The sequence below is a fragment of the Leuconostoc mesenteroides subsp. mesenteroides ATCC 8293 genome (assembly GCF_000014445.1).
GTDB classification, from domain to species: Bacteria; Bacillota; Bacilli; order Lactobacillales; family Lactobacillaceae; genus Leuconostoc; species Leuconostoc mesenteroides.
In genome coordinates this window covers 1,434,314-1,457,186 of record NC_008531.1, presented here as the reverse complement: position 1 = coordinate 1,457,186, position 22,873 = coordinate 1,434,314, and the positions used below count along the sequence as shown (strand labels likewise).

The window sequence follows — 22,873 nt, the reverse complement described above, 5'->3', positions numbered from 1 at the left end:
CTATAAATGTTAGAAATAATTAGTAATATTCTCAAAATATAATTTATAATTATGGTAAAATGGATAAGTAAAAAGCGATTAACGTATTTAATGTTCGTTTTTTACTAAAAAAGCAACATTGATAGAGGGACACTCACGGATAGGTGCAAACAGATTAACTATTTTTTGTAATAGTTAGTTTTCTCCGACAAGCCTATCCCGTCTGAAAGCAGCTATTAGTGTTATAGGAGAAAAAATATATGTCTGGTGTAATTGTTGTTGGTTCGCAATGGGGTGATGAAGGAAAAGGAAAGATCGTTGACTTTTTCGCGGAACATGCGGACGCAGTAGTGCGTTATCAAGGTGGTAATAACGCAGGACACACAATTTGGCATGGTGATACAAAATTTGAGTTATCAGCATTGCCATCAGGAATTGTCACAAAGGGACAACTTGCTATTTTGGGTAACGGTGTGGTTATTAATCCAGAAGCATTGTTAGCAGAAATAAAAGAAGTTGAATCTCAGGGTGTTACAGTTGAAAATTTGATTATTTCAAATCGTGCGCATGTGATTATGCCTTATCATATCGCATTAGACAAAGCATCTGAAACAGCATCAAATAATCGTATTGGTACAACAAAAAAGGGTATCGGCCCAGCTTATACAGATAAAATTTCACGTGTTGGTATTCGTGTTGCTGATTTAATTGACCCTGAAATTTTTGGTAAGTTATTAAAAGAGTACTTACCATTCAAGAATGCGCAATTAACCAAGTTATATGGTGAAGAAGCGCTTGACTATAATGAAATATATGATAAATATGTTGAATATGGTCGTCAATTGGCACCGTATGTCACTGATACATCTTACTTACTTGGTCAACAAATGAAAGAAAACAAACGTGTGGTTTTCGAAGGAGCCCAAGGGGTCATGTTAGATGTAGACCACGGCACATACCCATTTGTTACTAGTTCAAATCCAACTGCTGGTGGCGTTATGAATGGCGCGGGTGTAGGACCAAAGCAAATTCAAGATGTTGTGGGCGTTATTAAAGCTTATACATCACGCGTTGGCTCAGGACCATTCCCCACAGAATTGTTTAATGATACAGCGGACCATATTCGTGAAATTGGTCATGAATATGGTGTTGTGACAAAGCGCCCACGCCGAATTGGTTGGTTAGATGCTGTTGCATTGCGTCATGCAGTGCAAGTATCTGGCTTAACGAAACTAGCTATTAACTCATTAGATGTTTTATCTGGGTTAAAAGAAGTTAAAATTGCAACATCATATACTTATAAAGGTGAAGAAATTCATCATTTCCCAGCATCAGATACTTGGTTCCAAGGACTAGATGTTAATTTTGAGACATTGCCTGGTTGGGATGAAGATATTACTGATGTCACGAAGTTTGACGAATTACCAATTAATGCACAAAACTATTTGAAAAGAATTTCTGAATTATTGGAAGTTGATCTATTAAGTTTCGCTGTTGGCCCTAAGCCAGAACAGACACATTTATTGCGCCCAGTTTGGGAATAAACAGTACAATTAATAAAGCAAATAAGATGAATAAATTCGTCTTATCTGCTTTTTTTTATTAAATATACAATAAAATAGCATATATTCACTTTTATACTGTATATAAACGAAATATTATTGCATATTTAATCAAACGGGGTTAATATATAATCATCAAATAGCTAAAGAAAAAATGATGAGGGCAAAATTATGACAGACACATTAGTATTAGCATACTCCGGCGGTTTAGATACTTCAGTAGCCATTCCTTGGTTAAAGGATAAAGGGTACGATGTTATCGCAGTTGTTTTGGACGTTGGGCAACATGGCAAGAATTTAAATGAAATTCAAGCAAAAGCCTTAAAAGTTGGTGCCAAACAATCAATCGTTATCGATGCAAAAGCTGAATTTGCAGATAAATATGTTGCACCAGTTATTAAAGCTAACATGATGTATGAAGGCGAATATCCAATGGTATCAGCCTTGTCTCGTCCATTAATCATCAAAAAGTTAGTTGATATCGCACATGAAAATGATGCCGTTGCGATTGCGCATGGCTCAACGGGTCATGGTAACGATCAAGTACGTTTCGAGGCCGCAATTCATGCATTGGACCCTGACATGAAGATTGAAGCACCCATTCGTGATTTCCAGTGGTCACGTGAAGAAGAGATTCAATATGCACAAGAACATGATGTTCCGGTACCTATTGATTTAGATTCACCATACTCAATCGATGAGAACTTATGGGGACGTGCCAATGAAGCTGGTATCTTAGAAAACCCATGGAACCAAGCGCCAGAAGATGCATTTGCATTAACAACTGCCATTGAAGATGCACCAGATACACCAGAATTTATCGATGTTACTTTCGAAGCTGGTGTGCCAGTTGCGCTTAATGGTGAAGTATTGTCATTAGAAAAGCTCATTGTGGCGGTTAATGAGATTGCTGGAAAGCATGGTATTGGCCGTATCGATCATATTGAAAATCGTTTGGTTGGCATTAAGTCACGTGAGATTTATGAAGCACCAGCTGCAGCTGTACTGATGACAGCACATAAGGATTTGGAAGATTTAACACTAGAGCGTGATGTTGCTCATTTCAAGCCAATTGTGGAACAACAGTTAGCTAATTTGGTTTATGAAGCGAAGTGGGTATCACCATTGTTTGATAGTTTAATGGCATTTATTGATAGCACACAACAAAATGTCAATGGTGTGGTTAAGATGAAGTTGTTTAAGGGGAATGCCACTGCGGTTGCCCGTCAATCTGAACACAACTCACTATACGATGAAGATTTGGCAACATATACATCATCATCATCATTTGACCAAGCATCTGCGGTAGGCTTTATCAAATTGTGGACACTAAGTAATACGGTTTATGAACAAGTCAACCATGTCCATTCACAAGCGAAAAAGAACACAGTGAAATAAAAAATACGAGCCTAGCTCGTGTACATAGATAGCAATAAAGGGAGTAATGAATAATATGAGTGATAAATTATGGGGTGGTCGTTTTACTGCTAAAGCTGCAGAATGGGTAGATGAATTTGGTGCTTCAATTCACTTTGATCAAAAAATGGCAGCTGAAGATATTGAAGGTTCGATAGCACATGCGAAAATGCTTGGCAAACAAGGCATTATCAGTCCGGAAGAATCAGAAAAAATCGTTTCTGGTTTGAAAATCATCAATGAAGAACTCATTGCTGGAAAAATTGAGTTTGACGTTAAAAACGAAGATATTCATATGAATATCGAATCATTATTGACCGAGAAAATAGGTCCGGTGGCAGGAAAATTGCACACTGCTCGTTCCCGTAATGACCAAGTAGCCACTGATTTTCATTTATGGGTCAAGCATCGTTTGCCCCACGTTCTAGAATCTCTAACTGAATTGCAAGAGGAGTTGTTAACTTTGGCGACAACTCATGCAGGAACCATCATGTCTGGGTATACGCATTTGCAACATGCGCAGCCAATAACTTATGGTCACTATCTTCTTGCTTACTTTGAAATGTTTCAACGTGACTATGAACGTTTCGAATTTAACCAAAAGCATACAGACATTTTGCCGTTAGGAGCAGCGGCATTAGCCGGGACAACTTTCCCGATTGACCGTGAATTTGTTGCTTCAGAACTGGGTTTTGACAGTATTTATCACAACTCATTAGATGCCGTGTCAGATCGTGATTTTGCTTTAGAATTCTTGTCAAACGCCGCTATATTAATGATGCACCTTTCCAGAATGGCAGAAGAGTTAATTTTGTGGTCAACTTACGAATTTAATTACATTGAACTATCAGATGATTTTTCAACCGGCTCGTCAATTATGCCACAAAAAAAGAATGCCGATTTTGCTGAATTAGTTCGTGGAAAAACAGGAAGAAGCTATGGCGCATTAATGGGTCTGTTGACAACGATGAAGTCATTGCCACTAGCCTACAACAAAGATATGCAAGAGGATAAAGAGCAGGTCTTTGATATTATGGATACGGTTCTAGCCTCTGTTAAGGTGTTTACGGGTATGCTAAGTGGCTTGACGGTTCATAAAGAGCGTATGCTGGCCACAACACAAGATGATTTTTCGAATGCGACTGAACTAGCGGATTACTTGGCCACTAAAGGTGTACCATTCCGTGAAGCCCATGCAATTGTGGGTCAATTAGTCTTGACAGGTATTCAATCAAAAACGCCATTACAAAAAATGTCTCTGTCTGATTTGCAAGCCGTAGCCCCACAAATAGAAGAAGACATTTACGACAAACTACAATCTGAAACAGCAGTTAACCGACGCACTTCGTTAGGCGGTACGGCTGTTGAAAATGTTAAAAAAGAAATTGTAAGAAATAAAAAAGTTTTGGAGGCAAGGTAATGCATTCACATTTTCAAGGAAAATCTTTTCTTAAAGAAATTGATTTTACAAAAAAAGAGCTAGAAACATTCATCGATTTGGCTGCGCACTTCAAGTATTTAAAGCAAAATAATATACCGCATAAATACCTTGAGGGCAAAAATATTGCCTTGTTGTTTGAAAAAACTTCAACGCGTACGCGTTCTTCTTTTACCGTTGCTGCAAATGACTTAGGCGCTCATCCGGAGTTTCTAGGTAAAAATGATATTCAATTTGGCAAGAAAGAGTCCCTGGAAGACACGGCAAAGGTTTTTGGGAGCATGTACGATGCAATCGAATATCGCGGATTTTCGCAAGCTACAGTGGAAGGATTGGCCACTTACAGTGGCGTGCCAGTCTGGAATGGTCTGACAGATGATTGGCATCCAACACAAATGTTAGCTGATTTTCTTACCATTAAGGAACAACTAGGCCACATAGCGGGTATTACCTTAGCCTATATGGGTGATGGTCGAAATAACGTTGCTAATTCTCTGTTGGTAACAGGGGCAATATTAGGTGTTAATGTGCATATTGTATCACCAAAAAGTTTGCAACCAAGTGAAGAAATTCTAAATATAGCCAACCAAAAAGCTGCTGAATCAGGTGCAAAGTTGCTTGTTACAGATGACATTGATGGTGGCGTAAATGATGTTGACGTCTTGTACACGGATGTGTGGGCTTCGATGGGTGAAGAAGATACGTTTGAAGAAAGAATAAAGTTATTATCACCTTATCAAATTAACGCAACATTAGTCGAAAAAACAAACAACGAACAGGTAATTGTGTTACATGATTTACCAGCATTTCATGATTTGAATACTAAAATGGCGCAAGATATTTATGACAAGTTTGGTATTAAAGAGATGGAAATCACTGATGAGGTCTTTCATGCTTCATATGCGCATCAATTTGAGCAAGCAGAAAACCGGCTACATACAATTAAAGCTGTCATGGCAGCAACTTTAGGAAATATGTTTATTCCGGAGCTGAATTAAAAATAGCAACAAGAAAAAGGAGCCTAAATAATTAGGATCCTTTTTCTTGTTGCTTTGAATTTCTAATGAAATAACAGAAAGAGGTCACTTAAGTGGTCGCCAGCGCCAATCTTCTACTTCGGGCAAGTCCGTTCCCTTTGACCTAGTATACGCAACGTGTAGGTCGAGCTTATCGGTCATTTCTTGCACGAGGGCTGCTTGCTTGGTGCGAATATTTTCTGGCAAGAGATTAATAGCAGCTTTAACTAAATTAAATCGATCAATTTTGTTAAGAACACGCATATCAAATGGTGTTGTAATGTCACCAACTTCTCGGTAACCATGAACTGCTAAGTGGTGATTGTGTCGTTTGAAGAAAATAGATTCAATCATTGGTTCATAGCCATGGAATGCAAATAATACTGGTGTGTCAGTAGTGAAGTAAGCATCAAATTCATCATCACTTAAGCCATAGCTGGCATCGGCCCGTAGTTTAAATAGATCCAATACATTGATGTAACGTATTTTTAATGATGGTATGTGTTCGTGCAAAATTTGTATTGCTGCTAAACTTTCTGTCGTTGGTTCAGAACCAGCTGAAGTAATAATAATATCAGGTTTTTCACCTTTGTCAGTACTTGCCCAATCAATGACACGTAATCCCTGCGTAACAAGCTGTTTGGCCTCAGTAGGTGAGAACCACTGTAAGCGGGGATGTTTGCTGGCCACAATATAATTAATCTGTTGCGTTGCTTGCGCAGCATGTTCAAATGTTGCGACCAAGCTATTAGCATCCGCTGGGAAGAACTCGCGAATGAAGTCTGGTTGCTTTTCATACAACATTGTTGTTACACCAGGATCTTGGTGTGAGTAACCATTATGGTCTTGTTGGAAAACGGTTGAATCAGCAATAATATTTAATGCCGGTACGTCCTTACGCCATGAAACGTCATGAGAATGATTCAACCACTTAAAATGTTGCACAATCATGTCATCAACTTCACGAATAAAGACCTCATAACTGGCAAAGAATCCATGACGACCGGTTAGCGTATAAGCTTCAAGCATCCCCTCATCATAATGCTCTGATAACATAGAATCAATAATACGGCCTTCAGGTGCCATGAATTGATCATTAGGTTCTTTGATTGGTAATAGCCATTGGCGATTAGTTGTTTCAAAAATGTCTTGGAAACGATTAGAAGCTGTTTCATCTGGGCCAAAGCCACGGAAGTTAGTAGGATTAAGTTTGATGATATCACGCAAATAGTCACCTAACAAAATAGCATCTTGAGCTAAGTTATTGTCTGGCTGATTATTTTCTACCAAGTAATTGTCAATGTCAGGTAAAATCAAAGGTTTGATAATACCAGCATTGGTGACCGAATTATTGGCCATACGTAGCTCTTTTTTCGGTAATACTTCTTGGATAGATTGTGTTAACTGACCGTTTTCATCAAATAATTCATCTGGTTTGTAAGATTGTAACCAATCAACAAGTTGTGGTATATATTCAGGATGATTTTGGTCAGCAGGAATTGGAATTTGGTGTGCACGAAATGAATTTTCAATTGGTTTGTCATCCCAAGTTTTTGGCCCTGTCCAGCCTTTAGGTGAACGTAAAACAATCATTGGCCAAAGTGGTCGTGTAATCTCTTCATTTGTCTGCTGAACGGCTTTTTCTCTAATGTCTTTAATCTCAGTAAATACTGTGTCCATGGTTTTTGCCATTTCTTCATGAACTTGCATAATCGGTTTGTCAAAAGAACTTACAAAGTAAGGGTGCCATCCCAGACTGTGGAAATAATCGGTTAGTGTTTCATCAGATTCTCGAGAGAGAACTGTGGGATTCGCAATCTTGAAGCCATTTAAATTCAAAATTGGTAATACAGTACCATCATTTTTAGGATTCAAAAATTTATTAACATGCCATGAAGTGGCTAGGGGTGCTGTTTCTGCTTCACCATCGCCAACAACAACCGCAGCAATGAGGTCTGGATTATCCAATACAGCACCAGCACCGTGCAAGATAGAATAGCCTAAAGCACCACCTTCATGAATCGATCCAGGTACTTTAGGATCAGCATGTGAAGCAACGCCACCGGGGAAAGAGAAACGCTTAAACATTTTCTGCATACCCGCTTCATCCTGTGTGATTTCTGGAAATGCTTCGGTATAACTACCATCAAGATAAGCATTTGAAATCATTACTTGTCCGCCATGGCCAGGCCCCTCAATGTAAAACATATTCAAATTAAATTTATTAATAGCACGATTTAAATGGGCATAAATAAAGTTTTGACTAGGAATCGTGCCCCAGTGCCCGATTGGGTGAATTTTAACTTGTTCTGCCGTTAACTTTTCCTTAAGCAATGGGTTATCTAACAAATAGAGTTGTCCAACTGACAAATAATTGGTAGCTCGCCAGTAGGCATCTAAATTGTTCAGGTAATCTGTTGAATCGATATTCATTTGATACTTCCTCCAATTTGTGACAATGCATACACAAAGTGCATGCTACGATTGCGTAAAAAATATTGCAAGATATAAAATTAACTTTGCAAAGTATAGTGAAAAGTTCAGAAATAAATTGATAATTAATCTGAACCTGGCGAACACCAATTCATTATCAAGCCGTGTTTTTACATATTCATCGTAAAGGTTGTTTTTTGAAAAGTCAATACCAATATATTAATTGGTACGACCCAATTAATGTATTGGTATTGACTTTTATGGTTATAATCGCGTCATAACGGGAATTAGCGTCTTAACATTACTATTTGATAAAATAATTTGTTTGCATACTTCTGAACAAGTGTGTTACACTCGATTTTGTTATTAGTCGATTAATTAACATACTAGGGGTGCTTTTAAAAAAGCTGAGAGAGAAGAGATAATCTTTGAACCCTTTGAACCTGATCTGTAGCAAGCAGCGTAGGAAAGTATGAATATATGATTTTTTTGCAATCATATAAACAGCCATACTATATCTAAGAGCGTTTGCAATATAACTGTTATTATTGCAAACGTTCTTTTTCTATGTGTTGAAAATTTAGGAGGCAATTTTGTGAATCAACGTGTTTTTTTGGCCGCACCTTTCAAACAACTTTTGAATCAAAACAATCGAGTCAATACGGAAACTACACAGTCACTTCAGCAAGTAATGCAAGTGTTAGAAGATAAAGGAATGTTTGTGGATAATGCGCACAAACGAGAGAATTGGGGATTAGAAATGATGACCCCCACTCAATGTACAGATGCTGATTTTAATTCCATAAAAAATTGTGATGTTTTAATGGCTTTTCCGGGTAGCCCAGCATCACCAGGTACCCATATTGAAATTGGCTGGGCGTCAGCATTTCATAAAAAGATTATTTTGCTTTTAAAGAATGATGTTGACTATGCATATTTGATACGTGGTCTTGGTGTAATTGGGGACGTAGAGTATATCTATTACGAAAATATGAATAGTTGCCTTTCACAAATAAGTAATGTGATAGACAATTATCTACAACACAATAAAGTATTGTCAAAGTAGCGTTGAATGAGGGAGTTGAGTTAAATGACAACATATGAAACCTTTGATGATGCCTATATAGCCGAACTAAATGAAATATATCATCATGCAGAATTTTTCAATGAGCCCAGAGGATTTAGTAGTCGGGAAAAATTAGGTGTCCATTTTAAAATTGAAAATCCCGTACAGAGAATTGTATATAGCCAAACGAGAAAAACAAATATTATCTTTAATTTTGCGGAGGCATTGTGGTATCTAACAGGAAACAATAGCTTGTCTTACATCAGCTATTACAATAAACGAATGCCTGATTATTCAATGGACGGGCAAACACTAACCGGTACGGCATACGGCAAAAAGCTGTTTCATTTTGGGGAACAAAACCTAAATCAATGGCAGAACGTTAAACAAGAACTGCTAAATGATGCTGATTCGAAACGAGCAGTAATCCAAATATTTGATGCGCACGAATTAACAATTAATCAAAATTTAGATGTATCTTGCACATTGGGATTGCAGTTCTTAATTAGAAATAACCAACTCAATATGGTGGCTTACATGCGAGCAAATGATGCGTTTCGAGGCATAGTAAGTGATATTTTTTCATTCACCTTTATCCAAGAATTTATGGCACGAGAGTTGAATCTTAAAGTTGGAAAATATTACCATAGCGTGGGCACAATGCATATTTATGAACCTGATAATCAGTGGGTGACGCATGTGCTCAATGAATCAAATGATCAAACATTTATCTCTCCTAAAATGCCGCAAGGAAATAATTGGGCGATGGTACATGAGCTAATGCATTATGAAGAAAAATTAAGAAAAAAAGAATTAACAATGAATTGGGTGAACATTCAACATACTGAGTTATCGTCGTATTGGCAACAAATATTGGCCTTATTTAGTATTTACCAAATGATTTATTATCACGAGGAAGTGGACCAGGTGTTATTTGACCATCTTTTGCCAGTATATCAACATCTTTTGCTGAATAGATGGCCAACAAAAATGAGTAGAGGGATGGTGTCCAATGACAGAAAATTTATTTAAGGATGAAGTCGTGGCTAATCAGTTTAACGACTATAATGACGTATTAGAACAGGTTTTGGGATATAATTTTGTTTTGTCGATTTTGAAATCGACTCAAGCAAAGAAAATATTAGACTATGGATGTGGCCCTGGAAAAGTTTCGCTGCGTTTAGCAAACCAACTATCAGCCGATATAGTTGCGGTTGACGAGTCTGCTAAAATGATTGAAATTGCGAAAAGAGAGCGTAAGCATCAGCAAATTGATTATAAAATTGTTAAAAAAGATAATTTAGATTTTATCTCTGATAATTCAGTAAATGGTGCGATTGCGTGCTATGTTTTTATTAACAATCAGTCTGAACAACGAATTTTAAAGATTATGAGGGAAATTTATCGAACATTGCGACCAAACAGTCACTTCATCATTTTAGATACTAATCCAAATACCACGGGTGTACCATTTTCAACTTTTCAAAATGGTGAACCGGGGAAATTTTATAGTTATGGTGAAGAACGTGTTGAAAAGTTGAATCTGGACTCGCAAGAAAAACTTATTTTGCATGATTTTAACTGGCCAAATCGTATGTATGAAACAAATTTAAAGCGAGCAGGATTTAGTGAAATTACAGTTCGGTATCCAAAGTTAGAAGATTTTTCAGCAGAACAAATCCAACAAATAGAACAAGAGTATCACTATAAGAGTTGGTTAAATGAAAAAACACAAGCACCATTTATTTTATACCAAGCTATAAAAAAGTAGATTTTTCGAGGAACAAAAAAAGACCAAAGCATTTGTTTTGGTCTTTTTATTATTTTATTTTCAGTTTTGAAACTAAACTAGCATCGGGCGTAACATATAGTGTTTGCTGTCCTTCAAAAATAACAAAACCTGGCTTTGAACCATTTGGTTTGCGCAGTTTTCCGGCAGGTAAATAATCGACGGGGACATTGGCAGATTCACGCGCCTTGCTGAAGTAAGCAGCGAGCTTTGCGGCCTCAATAAGCGTTGTATCTGAAGGATTAGAATCATGAATAATAACGTGTGATCCTGGTATTTTTTGGACGTGTAACCAAATATCTCGACGATCAGCTTGTTTTAATGAAAGTCGTTCGTTTTGCAAGTTGTTTTTACCAACTTCAATCAACGTACCATCGGAACTTTCGAATTTATCAGGTTTTGATACCTTTGGTTTTTGTTTATTTTTCTTATTGGCGCGAATGTATCCCTCAGCGGTTAATTCGAGGCGGATATCTTCTACGTCCTTTGGAGATGCAACATCTAATTGTGCGACAATATTATTAAAATAATCAATTTCTGCGTCGGTCAACGCAATTTGCTCATTAACAAAATCTACGGCCGTACGTAATTTACGGTATCTGTTGAAATATTTTTCAGCATTTTTCAGACCGTTTAGTTTAGGATCTAAGGGAATTTCTAGTAAATTATTATTATCATAATAATTTTCAATAGATACGCTTTTCATTCCTTTTTGAACGAGGTGAGGGTAGGTAATTAACAAATCACCTTTGACTTTTAACTCATCAGCATTTTCAGCGTCTTCAAGTGTTTTTAATAATTTTTTTCGCTTAGCCGTATTTTTTTTCAATTCGTTTTTAACAACCCGAACGAGGGTACCGGCTTGTTGGTTGACACGTTCTCTTTCAGCTTTTCCGATGTAATAGGCGTCAAGCATGGTGCCTAACGTTGGAAATTCTTCCTGTGACGCGCTGTCTTGCAACCAGTCAAAGGCAGAGTAACTAAGAGAACCATCTTTTGAAGTGAAAAGTGTGGGGGCGAGATGGTCAAAATGAGCCAACCATTCACGCGCATGCGCTAATTGATCACCTGCCTGATTAATTGCTCGAGCCAATGCTTCCGCGGATTCTCTTCCGAATCCCTGATACGTTTTTTGAATGTATTTAGGCCATTCTTCGAGAGGTGTATCTAGGATCATTTGAGCTAAACCATCTAGCCCTGCAGTAAACGGATTCTTCAAATTCTGGGCAGGAGGCAAAACATAAGTTGCACCAGGAATCAAAGAACGGACACGATTTTGGTCAGCAGGAACATGTTTAATTAGTTCCAGGATACGGGCATCACTTTCACGAACTAAAAATAGGTTTGAGTGGCGTCCCATCATCTCTAAGGTTAAGCGGATTTCTTGTATGTCCCCTAATTCATTACGTGCATTAACGTAAAAATTAATGATACGATCATTTTCAACTTGCTCAATTTTTTGTAATTTAGCGCCTTCTAAATAGCGTCGTAAAAACATTACGAAGTTTGGTGCAGTTTGCGGGTTTTCGTAGGGAATACGTGTGATTTGGGCACGTGCGTAGCTGGGATGAGCACTCAGTAGGAGCGGATAATTCTGCCCATTATTACGGACCACGAGTACAATTTCATTTGGATAAGGTTGGTGCACCTTGGTGATGCGACCACCTGTAATTAAATCATTTAGTTCATGCACAATCGCGTGCGTAAATAGTCCATCTAAGGGCATTCTGTGTACTTCCTTTTATCATTTGTTGCAGCCGAGAAAATATTTATATCATAGTTACAAACGTTTTATTTGTTTAATTTATCATTCTTTAATTGTATCACGTAATAATAGCGGAGTTGGCTCACTTCTAATATTCGTATGCATAAAAAAACAAACTACTTAACCTGGAGTAGTTTTTTTTTTTTTGATTTAAATCAATGGACAGGCAAGGGGCTGCTTGTCTCGATGGCGGAAACGATTTCTTCCAGTGATTGGCTACCAAAAATAACATTATCGCTATTATTAATAATCATCGCGGGTACACTCATGATATGATGTGATTCGCGTAGTTCAGGGAATAATTGCAAGTCAATCATTTCGGCAGTTACATTATCATTAATTGCGGCAATGTGTTGGCAAGCAGCCACAACATCTGGACAAAAATGACAAGTTAATGACACACCAATATTCAGATCTGTTTTTGGTAAACGCTGTATACGTTGGACAAGCTCTGTATCAATTGTTTGACCAGGCCCAGCAATATTATAGAGCGCTAGAACTAGAGAATTTAACTCATGTCCGGTAGGAATACCACTAAATTGAATTCCAGTATCTTCATTATTGTCAGTAAGCAATCTAAAGTTTGGCATGTGGTGAACATGATATTTGCTTTCTAGTTCAGTACTAGTAGGTTCCATTTTAAATTTCAGGTGGCTACTTAGTTGGCTAAACTCTTCCAAAAATGAGGAAAGTTCATGACTTTTTGATGAGTCGTCTGTCAATTGATGCAGGGTAACATCTTGCGTAAGTTTATCAAAAATAGGTTGTAAGGCTTGTATAATTTCTTTTGCGAACCACTGTCCAGTGTGAGTAGGAAGGGCAGAATGATCAGTTGCATCAATAGTACTTGTAGGTCCTTTAGTAACGTCGGTTTTTGGAGAGGACACTGCGGAACGGTTAACCGGAATATTAAGCCTGTGCTTTTGTTCTGACACAAATAGCTCTGCATTAGTAGCGGCATTGGCACCATCAGAAGCCGCCGTGACGATTTGTCTAAGTGGCTTAGAAATGACATCCCCAGCAGCAAACACCCCCGGAATATTCGTTTGACCCTGGGAATCAGTCACAATATATTTGTGCTCATCCAACATAATATCATGTTGGAACATTTTTGTTTGCGGATCTGTGCCTACGTAAACAAAAATACCAAATGTATTATCACCATCAGCAACATGGTAAGTAGTTTGCTCATTTGTTTTGTTGTTAATAAAGGTTGCATCAGTTAAGTAGTTTTGACCAGCCACCGTTTGAATTTCTGTGTTTGGCCAAATGGTGATATTGGGGTTGAGGCGTGCACGATCAGCAGTTAGTGGCGGGCAAGTAAAGTCATTAGATCGCATCACAATGGTGACGTGACGTGCAAATCTTGTGAGGTAATCAGCTTCTTCAGCAGCAGCATAGCCGCCACCGATGACGAATACTTCTAATCCACTAAATAATTCACCATCACAAGTTGAGCAATAGGCCACACCACGGCCTCGAAAATCTTGCTCACCTTGGAAACCAACTTGATGAGGTTCAGCACCTGTAGCAATGATGATGCTACGTGCATGGTAAGTATCTTTTTTACCAGTAACTGTTTTTATGACCTCATCACTAAAATTGTAATCAGTCACGGTATCAAAAACGAATTGAACACCAAAACTTTTTGCCTGTTGCTGCATTCTATTGACTAATGCTGTACCATCAATTGTTTCAACAGCAGGATAATTTGCAACAGTTGAGGTTGTTGTGACTTGCCCACCAATTTGGTCACCCTCAATAATTAAGGTATCCATTGTTGAACGGCCAGCGTAAATACCGGCTGATAAACCAGCAGGTCCGCCACCTATAATAATCGTGTCATAAATATGTGGTTCAGTCATTGCGTAACCTCTAAATTTTACCAACTAAGTCTAAGCTCGGAGCAATTGTGTCTTCACCAGGGTGCCAATTGGCAGGGCAGACACGGTCCCCATGTTCAGCAACGAATTGTGCAGCTTCAAGTGTACGTAAGATTTCTTCAGCATTGCGGCCAATACCCATGTTGTTGATGGTATATGACTGAATTTTTCCTTCAGGATCAACAATGAAAGTTGCACGGAAAGCCAAGCCTGCATCTTCGTCTAAAACATTAAAGAAACGAGCCAACTTACCAGCTGGATCAGCCAACATAGGATACTTTACTTTAGCAATTGTATCCGTAGCTTCTGCCCAAGCCTTGTGAACAAACTCGCTGTCTTCAGATACAGAATAAATTTCAGCATTAATATTTTGGAAGTCAGCGTAGTGATCAGCTAAGTCACCCAATTCAGTAGGGCAAACAAATGAGAAGTCGGCAGGGTAGAAGAAATAAACACCCCATTTACCTAAGGTATCTTGCTTAGTTACTTCTGTGAAATCACCATCGTGGTATGCATTCACTTTGAAATCTGTTATTTCTGAATCAATAAAATTTGTAGTCATAATTTCTCCTTTTCTTTGTTAGAACAATTCTAATCTGTTTTTATTATACAACGTTCTGAATTCAAAAATCAAGAATCATTTTAAATTAAATTTTTGAATGTGACGAACATAGCATTCATCCTAAAATAAAAAGCAATATTTGTGGCGTATTTTACATAAAAATCACATAATGTTATAATGAAAACATTGTATTTACATATGAAAGGAACCCAATGAATTACGACAATTACGTCCCGAAAGAGTCAAGAAAAGAAGTTAGTCAAGAGAGAATTAGATTTCTGAAACTGTTAAGTAAGGTAGCGGTAGTATTTTGTTGTTTGATGTATATTTCTTATATTCCACAGATTACAGCTAATCTATCCGGAAATCCTGTATCGGTACTTCAACCATTGTGTGCCACGGTCAATGCAACTTTGTGGGTGACTTATGGCTGGCTAAAGACCTATAAGGATTGGCCTGTTATTCTAGCTAATATACCAGGTGTAATTTTCGGTGTTGTTACGGTAGTAACGGTCTATGTTTATTAAAAATCAAGTTATAGATAATAAAAGCGTTCGGCTAAATGATTTAGTCGAACGCTTTTTCAGCAGTTATTTTATTTTTATATTTCGTTTCAATAGGGCGCTTTCCTTGCCATTTAAAATATTTTCAACTTCTATAGCAAAGGTTTTGCGACTTACAGGACGATAACGCTGTAAAAATTTTAATCCAGGGATGCGTTGCAGGGTTACAAGAATAATAGCGGGAATATAAGAATAAATTCTTGATTTATCATAGACAATACCAGGATAAACATTATAAGCTCTGTCGTTTAATAGGGCTTTAGCCGAGTGTTCTACGGTTAATTTGGCCCGCAAATAGGCATTTAAAAAGAAGGGTGTCACATTGGCGGATACAAACAAAAACTTAGTTTGGTGCGTTGTCGCAAGAACATCCAAGAGTCTTTGCGCGGGCTGAACGCTACTGTTTTGGTAATTAATATGTTTGAAAGGGTTGGGTAGCAATATTCCTACAGCATCGACAACCCAATCCGCTTCTCTGAGCAAATCTTGCCATTCTCCAGGCTTATTTAAATCAGCAGCGTGGTAAGTGACTTGGTCAGTTGCGTCAGAGGGAATGAATTGGTGCCGTGATAAACTATGCAATTCAAAGTTCTTGTTGTTCAAAGCTGATAAGACGCCCTGACCAACAAAACCTGTCCCACCAACAACAATTATTTTTTTGTTATCCATCATAGCTCTCCTTGATTTTAAAATCGTATCGTGCTAAAAATTAAACAATTTGTGTGCCATGGACCTCATTAACGCCTAGAATATTAGCTATGGCTTCAGCATTCATTTTTGTTACACCGCCACCAGGTAAAATTGTTAAATTTGCTGGGGCGCTGTTGACTAGTGTTTGCAAATGGGGCAGCGACTGCATGATTGGTACTGACAGTGGACCACCATGAGTTAGTATCCGCTTGACACCATGGTCAGATAGCCAATTCATCGCATTTTGTTGTTTATGGTTTGCGATTTGATCAAATGCCATATGCATGACAACTTGTAAATGCAATTTATGAGCGCAACCAATTAAAATAGACATACTATCAAAGTCTAGTTCATCGGCGGAGACAGCACCAAAAGTGACTATCTCACCGCCAACATCAGCAATTATTTGCATGGTATCCAACATTTGTTCGACTTCACTACTACTATATTCAAAATCACCACCACGTGGGCGAACCATGATAACAACAGGTAACTCATTAGCAATTGCTAATGTATCAATAATTTTTTTAGTATCAGGTGTAATGCCACCTAAATCAAGTCGTGAATTTAATTCAATACGATTGGCCCCACGTGATATCATTTCACGAGCGCGCTGCACGGAATCAACCGCGGCTTCTTTTATTTTAATCATAGGTAATTAGTTTTTGCCTTTAAACAAAAAAACCCGTTCATTATGAACGAGTGTCATTGTTACTTTTTATCAATAACTTGCTTGCCGTTGTAAACACCAGAAGGTGAAACGCGGTGTGAAACGCGATATTCACCCGTTGTTTGATCCAAAACAATGTTAGGAACGTTCAAGCCGATGTGACCGCGACGATTACGCTTGTGAGACTTTGAATTCTTGTTTGATGGGGTAGCCATAAGAGCACCTCCTTTCGTTTCAATTTATCAACTAGTCAAGTTTACCGAAGTTTTAAATATTTGTCAAGGGCTACGGCTTATTAATGTCAAGGAAATTTACTTGACATGGGATTGGATAATTTCTTGAGTATATACCTTATGGTGGAACCATGAAGATTGAAAGACACCGATCAAGTCATTACCGACATATAGCATATAGGTTAAAAATAAGACCCAGTTTGCATCGCCATGGACAGCAGTCAATCCCCATAATAGTACTTGAGCAACGCCCTGAATAAGCCACATGGCAAAAGCTTCTGAAAAACGGAAAGTTGTTAACAGGGCACCAACGAGGCCAGTTGCCAAGACAGCTGAATCAGCAACTGGTCTTGGTGTGTGCAAAACTTGTGTTTCAAATAGATAAGCTGCAATGAAAGCGACGATTGCTGATCCGATAAGCACAGGGTACCAAAAAGATTTACCATGCTTTTCACCACGAGCATCGGTTTCGTGTATGAACCGAATCCGCTTTTCAACATCCATTGCCCAGCCAGGCATGATTAAAACGGGAATATCAAGTAATACAATATATACGGCTTGTAATACCGCATCGGCGGGGTTATTGGCTTGGAGTGCCATCGCGATATAAATTAAAGCAGAAAGTAAACCGAAAACGCCATTTAAGGGCCGTGCATTGGTGATGGCCAATGTTGTTGTAAATCCTAGGATTGCGGCGACAAATGTCCACCATGTCATATGATTAATGGGAGAACCGGCAAAGAATGAGCTATAGGTAATGACGAGATAACCAAAAATTAATAGAATGTATGAGGTCCTTGTCCAGCCAGACATCTGATGAACGTACCACTTGAATGAAAATAAATCTTTAAATGTAATTTTTTTTGAAGACATAGCGTAACACTTGCAGTGATAGGTATCCGTTGGATAGCACTGCACCTTTCTGATTGAGATTAAAAATGCCGTTATATTGGGGTTTGTTTGATAAAACCACTACCAATCAGAATGAATAAATACGATGTTGCTTTCGATAACTCGTTTATTATTTTGAATCATTTTTTCTCCTTTTTCTATTTAATTTGAGTGTACAACACAAAATTTAACTTGTGTTGAAATTTCAAACTAAAAGACAATTGTCGTCCATGTTACAATAATAGTAAGTGATTGTTAGTTAACAATTTCGTATAAAATAGTTTATAAATTGTTTGTAGAGGTTGGGTATATATGAAGAAACAAGACATAACAAGTGTTTTAGCGATACATGTCATTGTATTATTATTTTTTGGGTTTGTTTTACTAACACCAACGCATTTTACTTTCCTGAATTGGAACATTTTTTTGGCGTTGTTGCCATTAGATTTTGCCATTATTGTAAATATTAGTAAACGCCGATCCATACAAATTATTTTCAGCTTGTTATGGCTATTATTTTATCCAAATACGATGTATATGATTACCGATTTTATTCATCTGCAATATATTGGTATCGGACTCACTGTTCGTATGCAATACTTCAATTACGCGGTGTTAGCAGCAGGGGTCTTTATGGGCGTTGTTTTGGGGATGTTAAGTATCGAACTGATTTTAAAGCATTATTTCCATAGAAGGCATGAACTATTACAATTGGTTCTGATATTTGGCTTGTCATTGATTGCCAGTGTTGGTATTTATCTTGGCCGTTTTTTACGTTTGAATTCTTGGGATGTTTTCACACAAACACATCGCGTGGCAAGGTTGGTCGTGTCATCAACTAGTATGCATATGCTGGCGTTTGTTACACTATTTGCTGGCGTACAGTTTGCCATTCTGGTCATCAGTCACTTTGGTATTAGCCTTATCCACAATGTAGTTGACAAAAATGAGGAAACAGAGTAAACTAATAGATGTTGAACAAGTAGAAGCACCCGCTTCTCGCCAAGTGACTATGTTGCTTGGCAGATACAGTTGTACGAAAGTACTGCAAGTGTGGAAGTGGGTAAAGATTAAGTTCTTGGCCCACTTTTCTTCTTGATTCACAAAATAAATTTGGAGGTGCCTGACAATAGCACGTCAACCACGACAAGTTGATTTAGTCAACGAAAATATCCGCGCCCCACGTGTTTTGCTTATCCACGATGGTAAGCAAGAAGAAATGTCAACACGTGACGCACAACAGTTAGCGAATGATGCAGACATGGACTTGGTATTGGTGCAAGCTAATGCAGAAGTTCCAGTTGCCAAGATCATGGATTGGGGTAAAGCGAAGTTCGAAGCTCAAAAGAAGCAAAAAGAACAACGTAAAAACCAAAAAATTGTTCAAGTTAAAGAAGTTCGCATGTCACCAGTGATTGATTCTGGCGATTTCGAAACACGTAAGAAAGCAGCAATTAAGTTCCTGTCACAAGGGAATAAGGTTAAGCTTAATTTGCGTTTCCGTGGTCGTATGATTACTCACCAAGACATTGGTCGTGAGGTCTTAGACCGCATGGCTGAAGAACTTAATGACATCGCCAAGGTTGAACAACGTGCCAAAATGGACGGCCGCCAAATGTTTTTGGTCTTGGCACCACGCGATGCCAAGTAAGTTAGTGTTTAGTAGCTTGCTATAGTAAGCATAAACAAAAATCGTAAAGTAGGAGAATTGGTCACATGCCAAAGATGAAGACACACCGCGCATCAGCAAAGCGCTTTAAGAAGACAGCCAATGGTGGCTTGAAGTCAGCTTCAGCTTATACTTCACACCGTTTCCACGGTAAGACAAAGAAGCAACGTCGTCAATTGCGTGGTACACGCATGATGGATTCAACGACTGTAAAGACATACGCTAAGATGTTGAGCACGCTCTAATTTCAAGGTACGTCTAATTATTTAATTTCTAGGAGGAAATACCCATGCGAGTTAAGGGTGGTACAGTGTCACGCGCACGTCGTAAAAAGTTTGTTAAGTTGGCCAAGGGTTACCGTGGACAACGTCGTATTAATTATAAGGTTGCTAAGCAACAAGTTTACAAGTCATACTTGTACGCTTACCGTGATCGTAAGAACACAAAGCGTAACTTCCGTAAGTTGTGGATTGCTCGTATCAACGCAGCAGCACGCATGAACGGTTTGTCATACTCAAAGTTGATGCACGGTTTGACATTGGCAGGTGTTGAATTGAACCGTAAGATGTTGGCTGAAATCGCTGTTTCTGACTTTGACACATTCACAAAGTTGGCTGATCAAGCCAAAGCAGCATTGTCATCTGACAACGTTTTGGTTCAAGCACGTACAGCGGCTACAACTGACACAACTGTTTCAGTTGAACGTTAATCATTAAACTAAAAACGCTTATGGCGTTTTTTATTTTGATTAAAAGTTGACAAATTGGATAAAAATTGTTTTAATAATATTATCAAGTAAATGAGAAAATAACATGACATACCAATCAGCAACAACTGAACAAATTATTATCAGCATTATTATCATTAGATAGTGATAAGTGCTGAAATTTTTTAGTGCCTATCACAACATAACGTGATAGGTAGCTGATTGATATTGTTTAAGAGACGAGCTACTAGATTCATAGTAACTCGTCTTTTTTATTTTCTTAATAAAACAGAGGAGAAAATGACAATGTTGCCATTAAAAGTATAGCTTGTTTAGCTATAGAAAATAAAACATGAAATATAGGAGAGTAATAATGGTTGAGAAAAAATTGACATGGAAACAATTAGTTTTAGTGGCATCACTCATATTTGGGATGTTTTTCGGGGCGGGAAATTTGATTTTTCCAATCCAATTGGGACAATTATCAGGCGGTAATTGGTTACCGGCGACAATCGGTTTCTTGATTACCGGAACGGTTGTGCCGTTTTTGGCAATGATGGCGGTAAGCTTAACAAACAGTCAAAGCGTTTATGATATTGCTAAACCAGTAGCGCCTTGGTTTGGTACGGTTTTCTTGGTAGCTATTCATTTGACGATTGGCCCATTTTTTGGGACACCGCGTACAGCAGCGACAGCTTTTTCAATGGGTATTGCGCCTTTTGTACCACTTAGATACCAAGGCGTAGTTATGTTTGTATTTTCCGCTGTGTTCTTTGGCTTAGCTTACTTCCTAACTGTCAAGGAATCGGGATTATTGAAATGGGTCGGAAAATATCTTAATCCACTCTTTCTAGGCTTGTTACTGGTGGTGCTTGTTTTGTCATTGGTTTTGCCAATGGGGGATACACATCAAGCAGTATCTGCTGCTTATCAAAGTAATGCAGCATTTCAAGGAATTCTGGACGGTTACAATACGATGGATGGTATTGCGCTGTTAGCTTTGGCGGTATCAGTTGTGTACGCAGTCAGAGGATTAGGCTTTCAAAAGCAACAAGTATCTAAGGTATTGGCAAAAGCTGGTTTGTTAAGCATCCTAGCTGAAGCGGTATTATATGCGGTATTGGTTTTGGTTGGTACTACTAGCTTAGGTTTGTTCAAAGCTTCTGATAATGGTGGTGCTGCCTTTGCTCAAATTGTTAGCCACTATATGGGCAACTTTGGTACGGCGTTGACAGGGGTAATCGTTACACTAGCTGTCTTTACGACAGCAATGGGGTTGTTTGTATCATTTGCGCAAGACTTGCACCGTGTATTTCCAAAAGTGAGTTACTTATGGTGGCTACGCGTTATTGCATTTGGATCATTCGTTACAGCTAATGCTGGATTGACGAACATTGTTGCTTGGTCAGTACCTGTGTTGATGTTGCTTTATCCATTTGCCTTAGTCTTAATCTTATTATCGCTTTTTAGTAAATATTTCAAAAAATCTCCAGTAGTTTATCGTTTTGTAGTTGCCTCTGTTACTGTACCAGCGTTCCTTGATGCATTAGCTAGTTCACCATTGGCTACAACCAGCCACGTCCAAAGCTTAGTTAATGGTTATCACCACTTTGTACCGTTTGCGGTCCTTGGATTTGGTTGGGTTGTGCCGGCAGTTGTTGGTACGGTTCTTGGTGTGAGTGGTTATTTGTTAACCAATAGCAAGCGCGTTACAGCACTGGATTAAAATTGATTTGTTTTTAGTATCAGTTTAAATTATGAGAAAATTAGCCTTGACGTCAATTTTTTTGGTATACTTTTATATAGCAAAATGAATTGGAAGGAAAGGTGTTCATGGCTTCACTAAAAATTAGGGAAGTGGTGTGCATTCGAAAATATCATGGGAAAATTTGTTGTAATGGATCATCCTTTGATCCAACATAAACTTACAATGATTCGTAATAAGAATGTTGGGACCAAAGATTTTCGTGCATTAGTTGATGAAATTGCGATGCTAATGACGTATGAAGCAAGTCGTGATCTTCAATTGGAAGACGTTGAAGTGGAGACACCAGTTACTAAGACGATCAAAAAGCAACTTGCTGGTAAAAAGCTTGCTGTTGTGCCAATCTTACGTGCCGGACTAGGCATGGTTGATGGTATCGTGCAACTAATTCCAGCGGCTAAAATTGGGCATATTGGTATGTATCGTGATGAAGAAACACTTGAACCAGTTGAGTATTTCATCAAGTTACCAGAAGATATTGACCAACGTGATGTCTTGTTAGTGGATCCAATGTTGGCTACTGGTGGCTCAGCAAAAGATGCCATTTCAGCATTGAAGAAGCGTGGTGCAAAGCATATTAAGTTGATTACACTTGTTTCAGCACCGGAAGGTGTTAAGGCAGTGCAAGAAGCCCATCCAGATGTTGACCTTTATACGGGTTCTCTTGATGAAGGCTTAAACGAACATGGTTACATCGTGCCAGGACTTGGCGATGCTGGTGATCGTTTGTTTGGTACAATGTAAATCAATATCATCGTAGTCTGTCTGTAAAGGCAG

The 22,873-nt window shown here is 38.3% G+C and carries 22 protein-coding genes and 1 riboswitch; of the genes, 14 read left to right on the top strand and 8 right to left on the bottom strand.

Going from position 1 to position 22,873, the window contains the following annotated elements:
• The first annotated feature begins 239 nt into the window (after window positions 1-239).
• The 4 genes from LEUM_RS07135 to argF all read left to right on the top strand — a co-directional run bounded on the left by LEUM_RS07135 (window position 240) and on the right by argF (window position 5,393).
• Window positions 240-1,523, top strand: coding sequence for an adenylosuccinate synthase (locus LEUM_RS07135; protein WP_011680143.1), 1,284 nt, complete (start codon window positions 240-242; stop codon window positions 1,521-1,523).
• A gap of 189 nt (window positions 1,524-1,712) precedes the next feature.
• Complete coding sequence (locus LEUM_RS07130; RefSeq protein WP_011680142.1) at window positions 1,713-2,939, top strand: argininosuccinate synthase; 1,227 nt, start codon at window positions 1,713-1,715, stop codon at window positions 2,937-2,939.
• Window positions 2,940-2,994: 55 nt separating this feature from the next.
• On the top strand, window positions 2,995-4,377 hold the full coding sequence (argH, locus tag LEUM_RS07125; protein ID WP_011680141.1) for an argininosuccinate lyase: 1,383 nt from the start codon (window positions 2,995-2,997) through the stop codon (window positions 4,375-4,377).
• A complete protein-coding gene (argF, locus tag LEUM_RS07120) occupies window positions 4,377-5,393 on the top strand; it encodes an ornithine carbamoyltransferase (RefSeq protein ID WP_011680140.1) in 1,017 nt (338 codons plus the stop codon). Before argH ends, argF begins: the two co-directional genes overlap by 1 nt.
• An 84-nt stretch (window positions 5,394-5,477) precedes the next feature.
• On the opposite strand, the gene LEUM_RS07115 is transcribed toward argF, so the two are convergent.
• Window positions 5,478-7,844: a phosphoketolase family protein gene (locus tag LEUM_RS07115; RefSeq protein ID WP_011680139.1), complete on the bottom strand. Its 2,367-nt coding sequence runs from the start codon at window positions 7,842-7,844 to the stop codon at window positions 5,478-5,480.
• A 378-nt stretch (window positions 7,845-8,222) separates the two neighbouring features.
• A riboswitch (TPP riboswitch) is annotated at window positions 8,223-8,330 on the top strand.
• A gap of 109 nt (window positions 8,331-8,439) precedes the next feature.
• Between LEUM_RS07115 and LEUM_RS07110 the strand changes: the two genes are divergently transcribed.
• From LEUM_RS07110 to LEUM_RS07100, 3 genes are read left to right on the top strand one after another with little or no spacing between them, the layout of a single operon-like run.
• On the top strand, window positions 8,440-8,910 hold the full coding sequence (locus tag LEUM_RS07110; RefSeq protein ID WP_010288781.1) for a nucleoside 2-deoxyribosyltransferase: 471 nt from the start codon (window positions 8,440-8,442) through the stop codon (window positions 8,908-8,910).
• A 24-nt stretch (window positions 8,911-8,934) separates the two neighbouring features.
• Window positions 8,935-9,942 carry a thymidylate synthase gene (locus tag LEUM_RS07105; protein ID WP_011680138.1) on the top strand — a complete coding sequence of 336 codons (1,008 nt, stop codon included), beginning with the start codon at window positions 8,935-8,937 and terminating at the stop codon, window positions 9,940-9,942.
• A complete protein-coding gene (locus LEUM_RS07100) occupies window positions 9,923-10,681 on the top strand; it encodes a class I SAM-dependent methyltransferase (RefSeq protein WP_011680137.1) in 759 nt (252 codons plus the stop codon). The genes LEUM_RS07105 and LEUM_RS07100 overlap by 20 nt, the downstream gene beginning before the upstream one ends.
• Before the next feature lie 49 nt (window positions 10,682-10,730).
• On the opposite strand, the gene LEUM_RS07095 is transcribed toward LEUM_RS07100, so the two are convergent.
• From LEUM_RS07095 to ahpC, 3 genes are all read right to left on the bottom strand, one after another.
• Window positions 10,731-12,425, bottom strand: coding sequence for an NFACT RNA binding domain-containing protein (locus LEUM_RS07095; RefSeq protein ID WP_011680136.1), 1,695 nt, complete (start codon window positions 12,423-12,425; stop codon window positions 10,731-10,733).
• 194 nt (window positions 12,426-12,619) lie between these two features.
• Window positions 12,620-14,329 (bottom strand): FAD-dependent oxidoreductase, encoded by a 1,710-nt coding sequence (locus LEUM_RS07090; RefSeq protein WP_011680135.1) that lies wholly within the window; start codon window positions 14,327-14,329, stop codon window positions 12,620-12,622.
• 10 nt (window positions 14,330-14,339) lie between these two features.
• Window positions 14,340-14,909, bottom strand: a complete 570-nt coding sequence (gene ahpC / locus LEUM_RS07085) for an alkyl hydroperoxide reductase subunit C (RefSeq protein ID WP_002815134.1) — start codon at window positions 14,907-14,909, stop codon at window positions 14,340-14,342.
• A gap of 212 nt (window positions 14,910-15,121) precedes the next feature.
• On the opposite strand from ahpC, the gene LEUM_RS07080 reads away from it, so the two are divergent.
• Window positions 15,122-15,436 carry a SemiSWEET family transporter gene (locus tag LEUM_RS07080; RefSeq protein ID WP_010287764.1) on the top strand — a complete coding sequence of 105 codons (315 nt, stop codon included), beginning with the start codon at window positions 15,122-15,124 and terminating at the stop codon, window positions 15,434-15,436.
• 63 nt (window positions 15,437-15,499) lie between these two features.
• Here LEUM_RS07080 and LEUM_RS07075 read toward each other — a convergent pair whose 3' ends face one another.
• The 4 genes from LEUM_RS07075 to pnuC form a co-directional block, all read right to left on the bottom strand.
• A complete protein-coding gene (locus LEUM_RS07075; RefSeq protein ID WP_011680134.1) occupies window positions 15,500-16,141 on the bottom strand; it encodes an NAD-dependent epimerase/dehydratase family protein in 642 nt (213 codons plus the stop codon).
• A 40-nt stretch (window positions 16,142-16,181) separates the two neighbouring features.
• The gene (locus tag LEUM_RS07070; RefSeq protein ID WP_011680133.1) at window positions 16,182-16,814 is read right to left on the bottom strand and encodes a copper homeostasis protein CutC; all 633 of its coding nucleotides are present in this window, start codon (window positions 16,812-16,814) and stop codon (window positions 16,182-16,184) included.
• 59 nt (window positions 16,815-16,873) lie between these two features.
• Window positions 16,874-17,047: a 50S ribosomal protein L32 gene (gene rpmF / locus LEUM_RS07065; protein ID WP_002815130.1), complete on the bottom strand. Its 174-nt coding sequence runs from the start codon at window positions 17,045-17,047 to the stop codon at window positions 16,874-16,876.
• A 96-nt stretch (window positions 17,048-17,143) separates the two neighbouring features.
• On the bottom strand, window positions 17,144-17,938 hold the full coding sequence (pnuC, locus tag LEUM_RS07060) for a nicotinamide riboside transporter PnuC (protein ID WP_011680132.1): 795 nt from the start codon (window positions 17,936-17,938) through the stop codon (window positions 17,144-17,146).
• 330 nt (window positions 17,939-18,268) lie between these two features.
• Here pnuC and LEUM_RS07055 point away from each other — a divergent pair, with 330 nt between their 5' ends.
• The 6 genes from LEUM_RS07055 to upp all read left to right on the top strand — a co-directional run bounded on the left by LEUM_RS07055 (window position 18,269) and on the right by upp (window position 22,840).
• Window positions 18,269-18,919 carry a DUF1361 domain-containing protein gene (locus tag LEUM_RS07055; protein ID WP_011680131.1) on the top strand — a complete coding sequence of 217 codons (651 nt, stop codon included), beginning with the start codon at window positions 18,269-18,271 and terminating at the stop codon, window positions 18,917-18,919.
• 148 nt (window positions 18,920-19,067) lie between these two features.
• Window positions 19,068-19,607, top strand: coding sequence for a translation initiation factor IF-3 (gene infC, locus LEUM_RS07050; RefSeq protein ID WP_050892168.1), 540 nt, complete (start codon window positions 19,068-19,070; stop codon window positions 19,605-19,607).
• Window positions 19,608-19,672: 65 nt separating this feature from the next.
• Complete coding sequence (gene rpmI, locus LEUM_RS07045; RefSeq protein ID WP_002815120.1) at window positions 19,673-19,870, top strand: 50S ribosomal protein L35; 198 nt, start codon at window positions 19,673-19,675, stop codon at window positions 19,868-19,870.
• A 44-nt stretch (window positions 19,871-19,914) separates the two neighbouring features.
• Entirely contained in the window at window positions 19,915-20,334 is a 420-nt protein-coding gene (gene rplT, locus LEUM_RS07040; protein WP_002815114.1) for a 50S ribosomal protein L20, read from the top strand.
• 370 nt (window positions 20,335-20,704) lie between these two features.
• The gene (brnQ, locus tag LEUM_RS07035) at window positions 20,705-22,057 is read left to right on the top strand and encodes a branched-chain amino acid transport system II carrier protein (RefSeq protein ID WP_011680129.1); all 1,353 of its coding nucleotides are present in this window, start codon (window positions 20,705-20,707) and stop codon (window positions 22,055-22,057) included.
• Window positions 22,058-22,210: 153 nt separating this feature from the next.
• The gene (gene upp, locus LEUM_RS07030) at window positions 22,211-22,840 is read left to right on the top strand and encodes a uracil phosphoribosyltransferase (RefSeq protein ID WP_002815112.1); all 630 of its coding nucleotides are present in this window, start codon (window positions 22,211-22,213) and stop codon (window positions 22,838-22,840) included.
• Window positions 22,841-22,873: the final 33 nt, after the last annotated feature.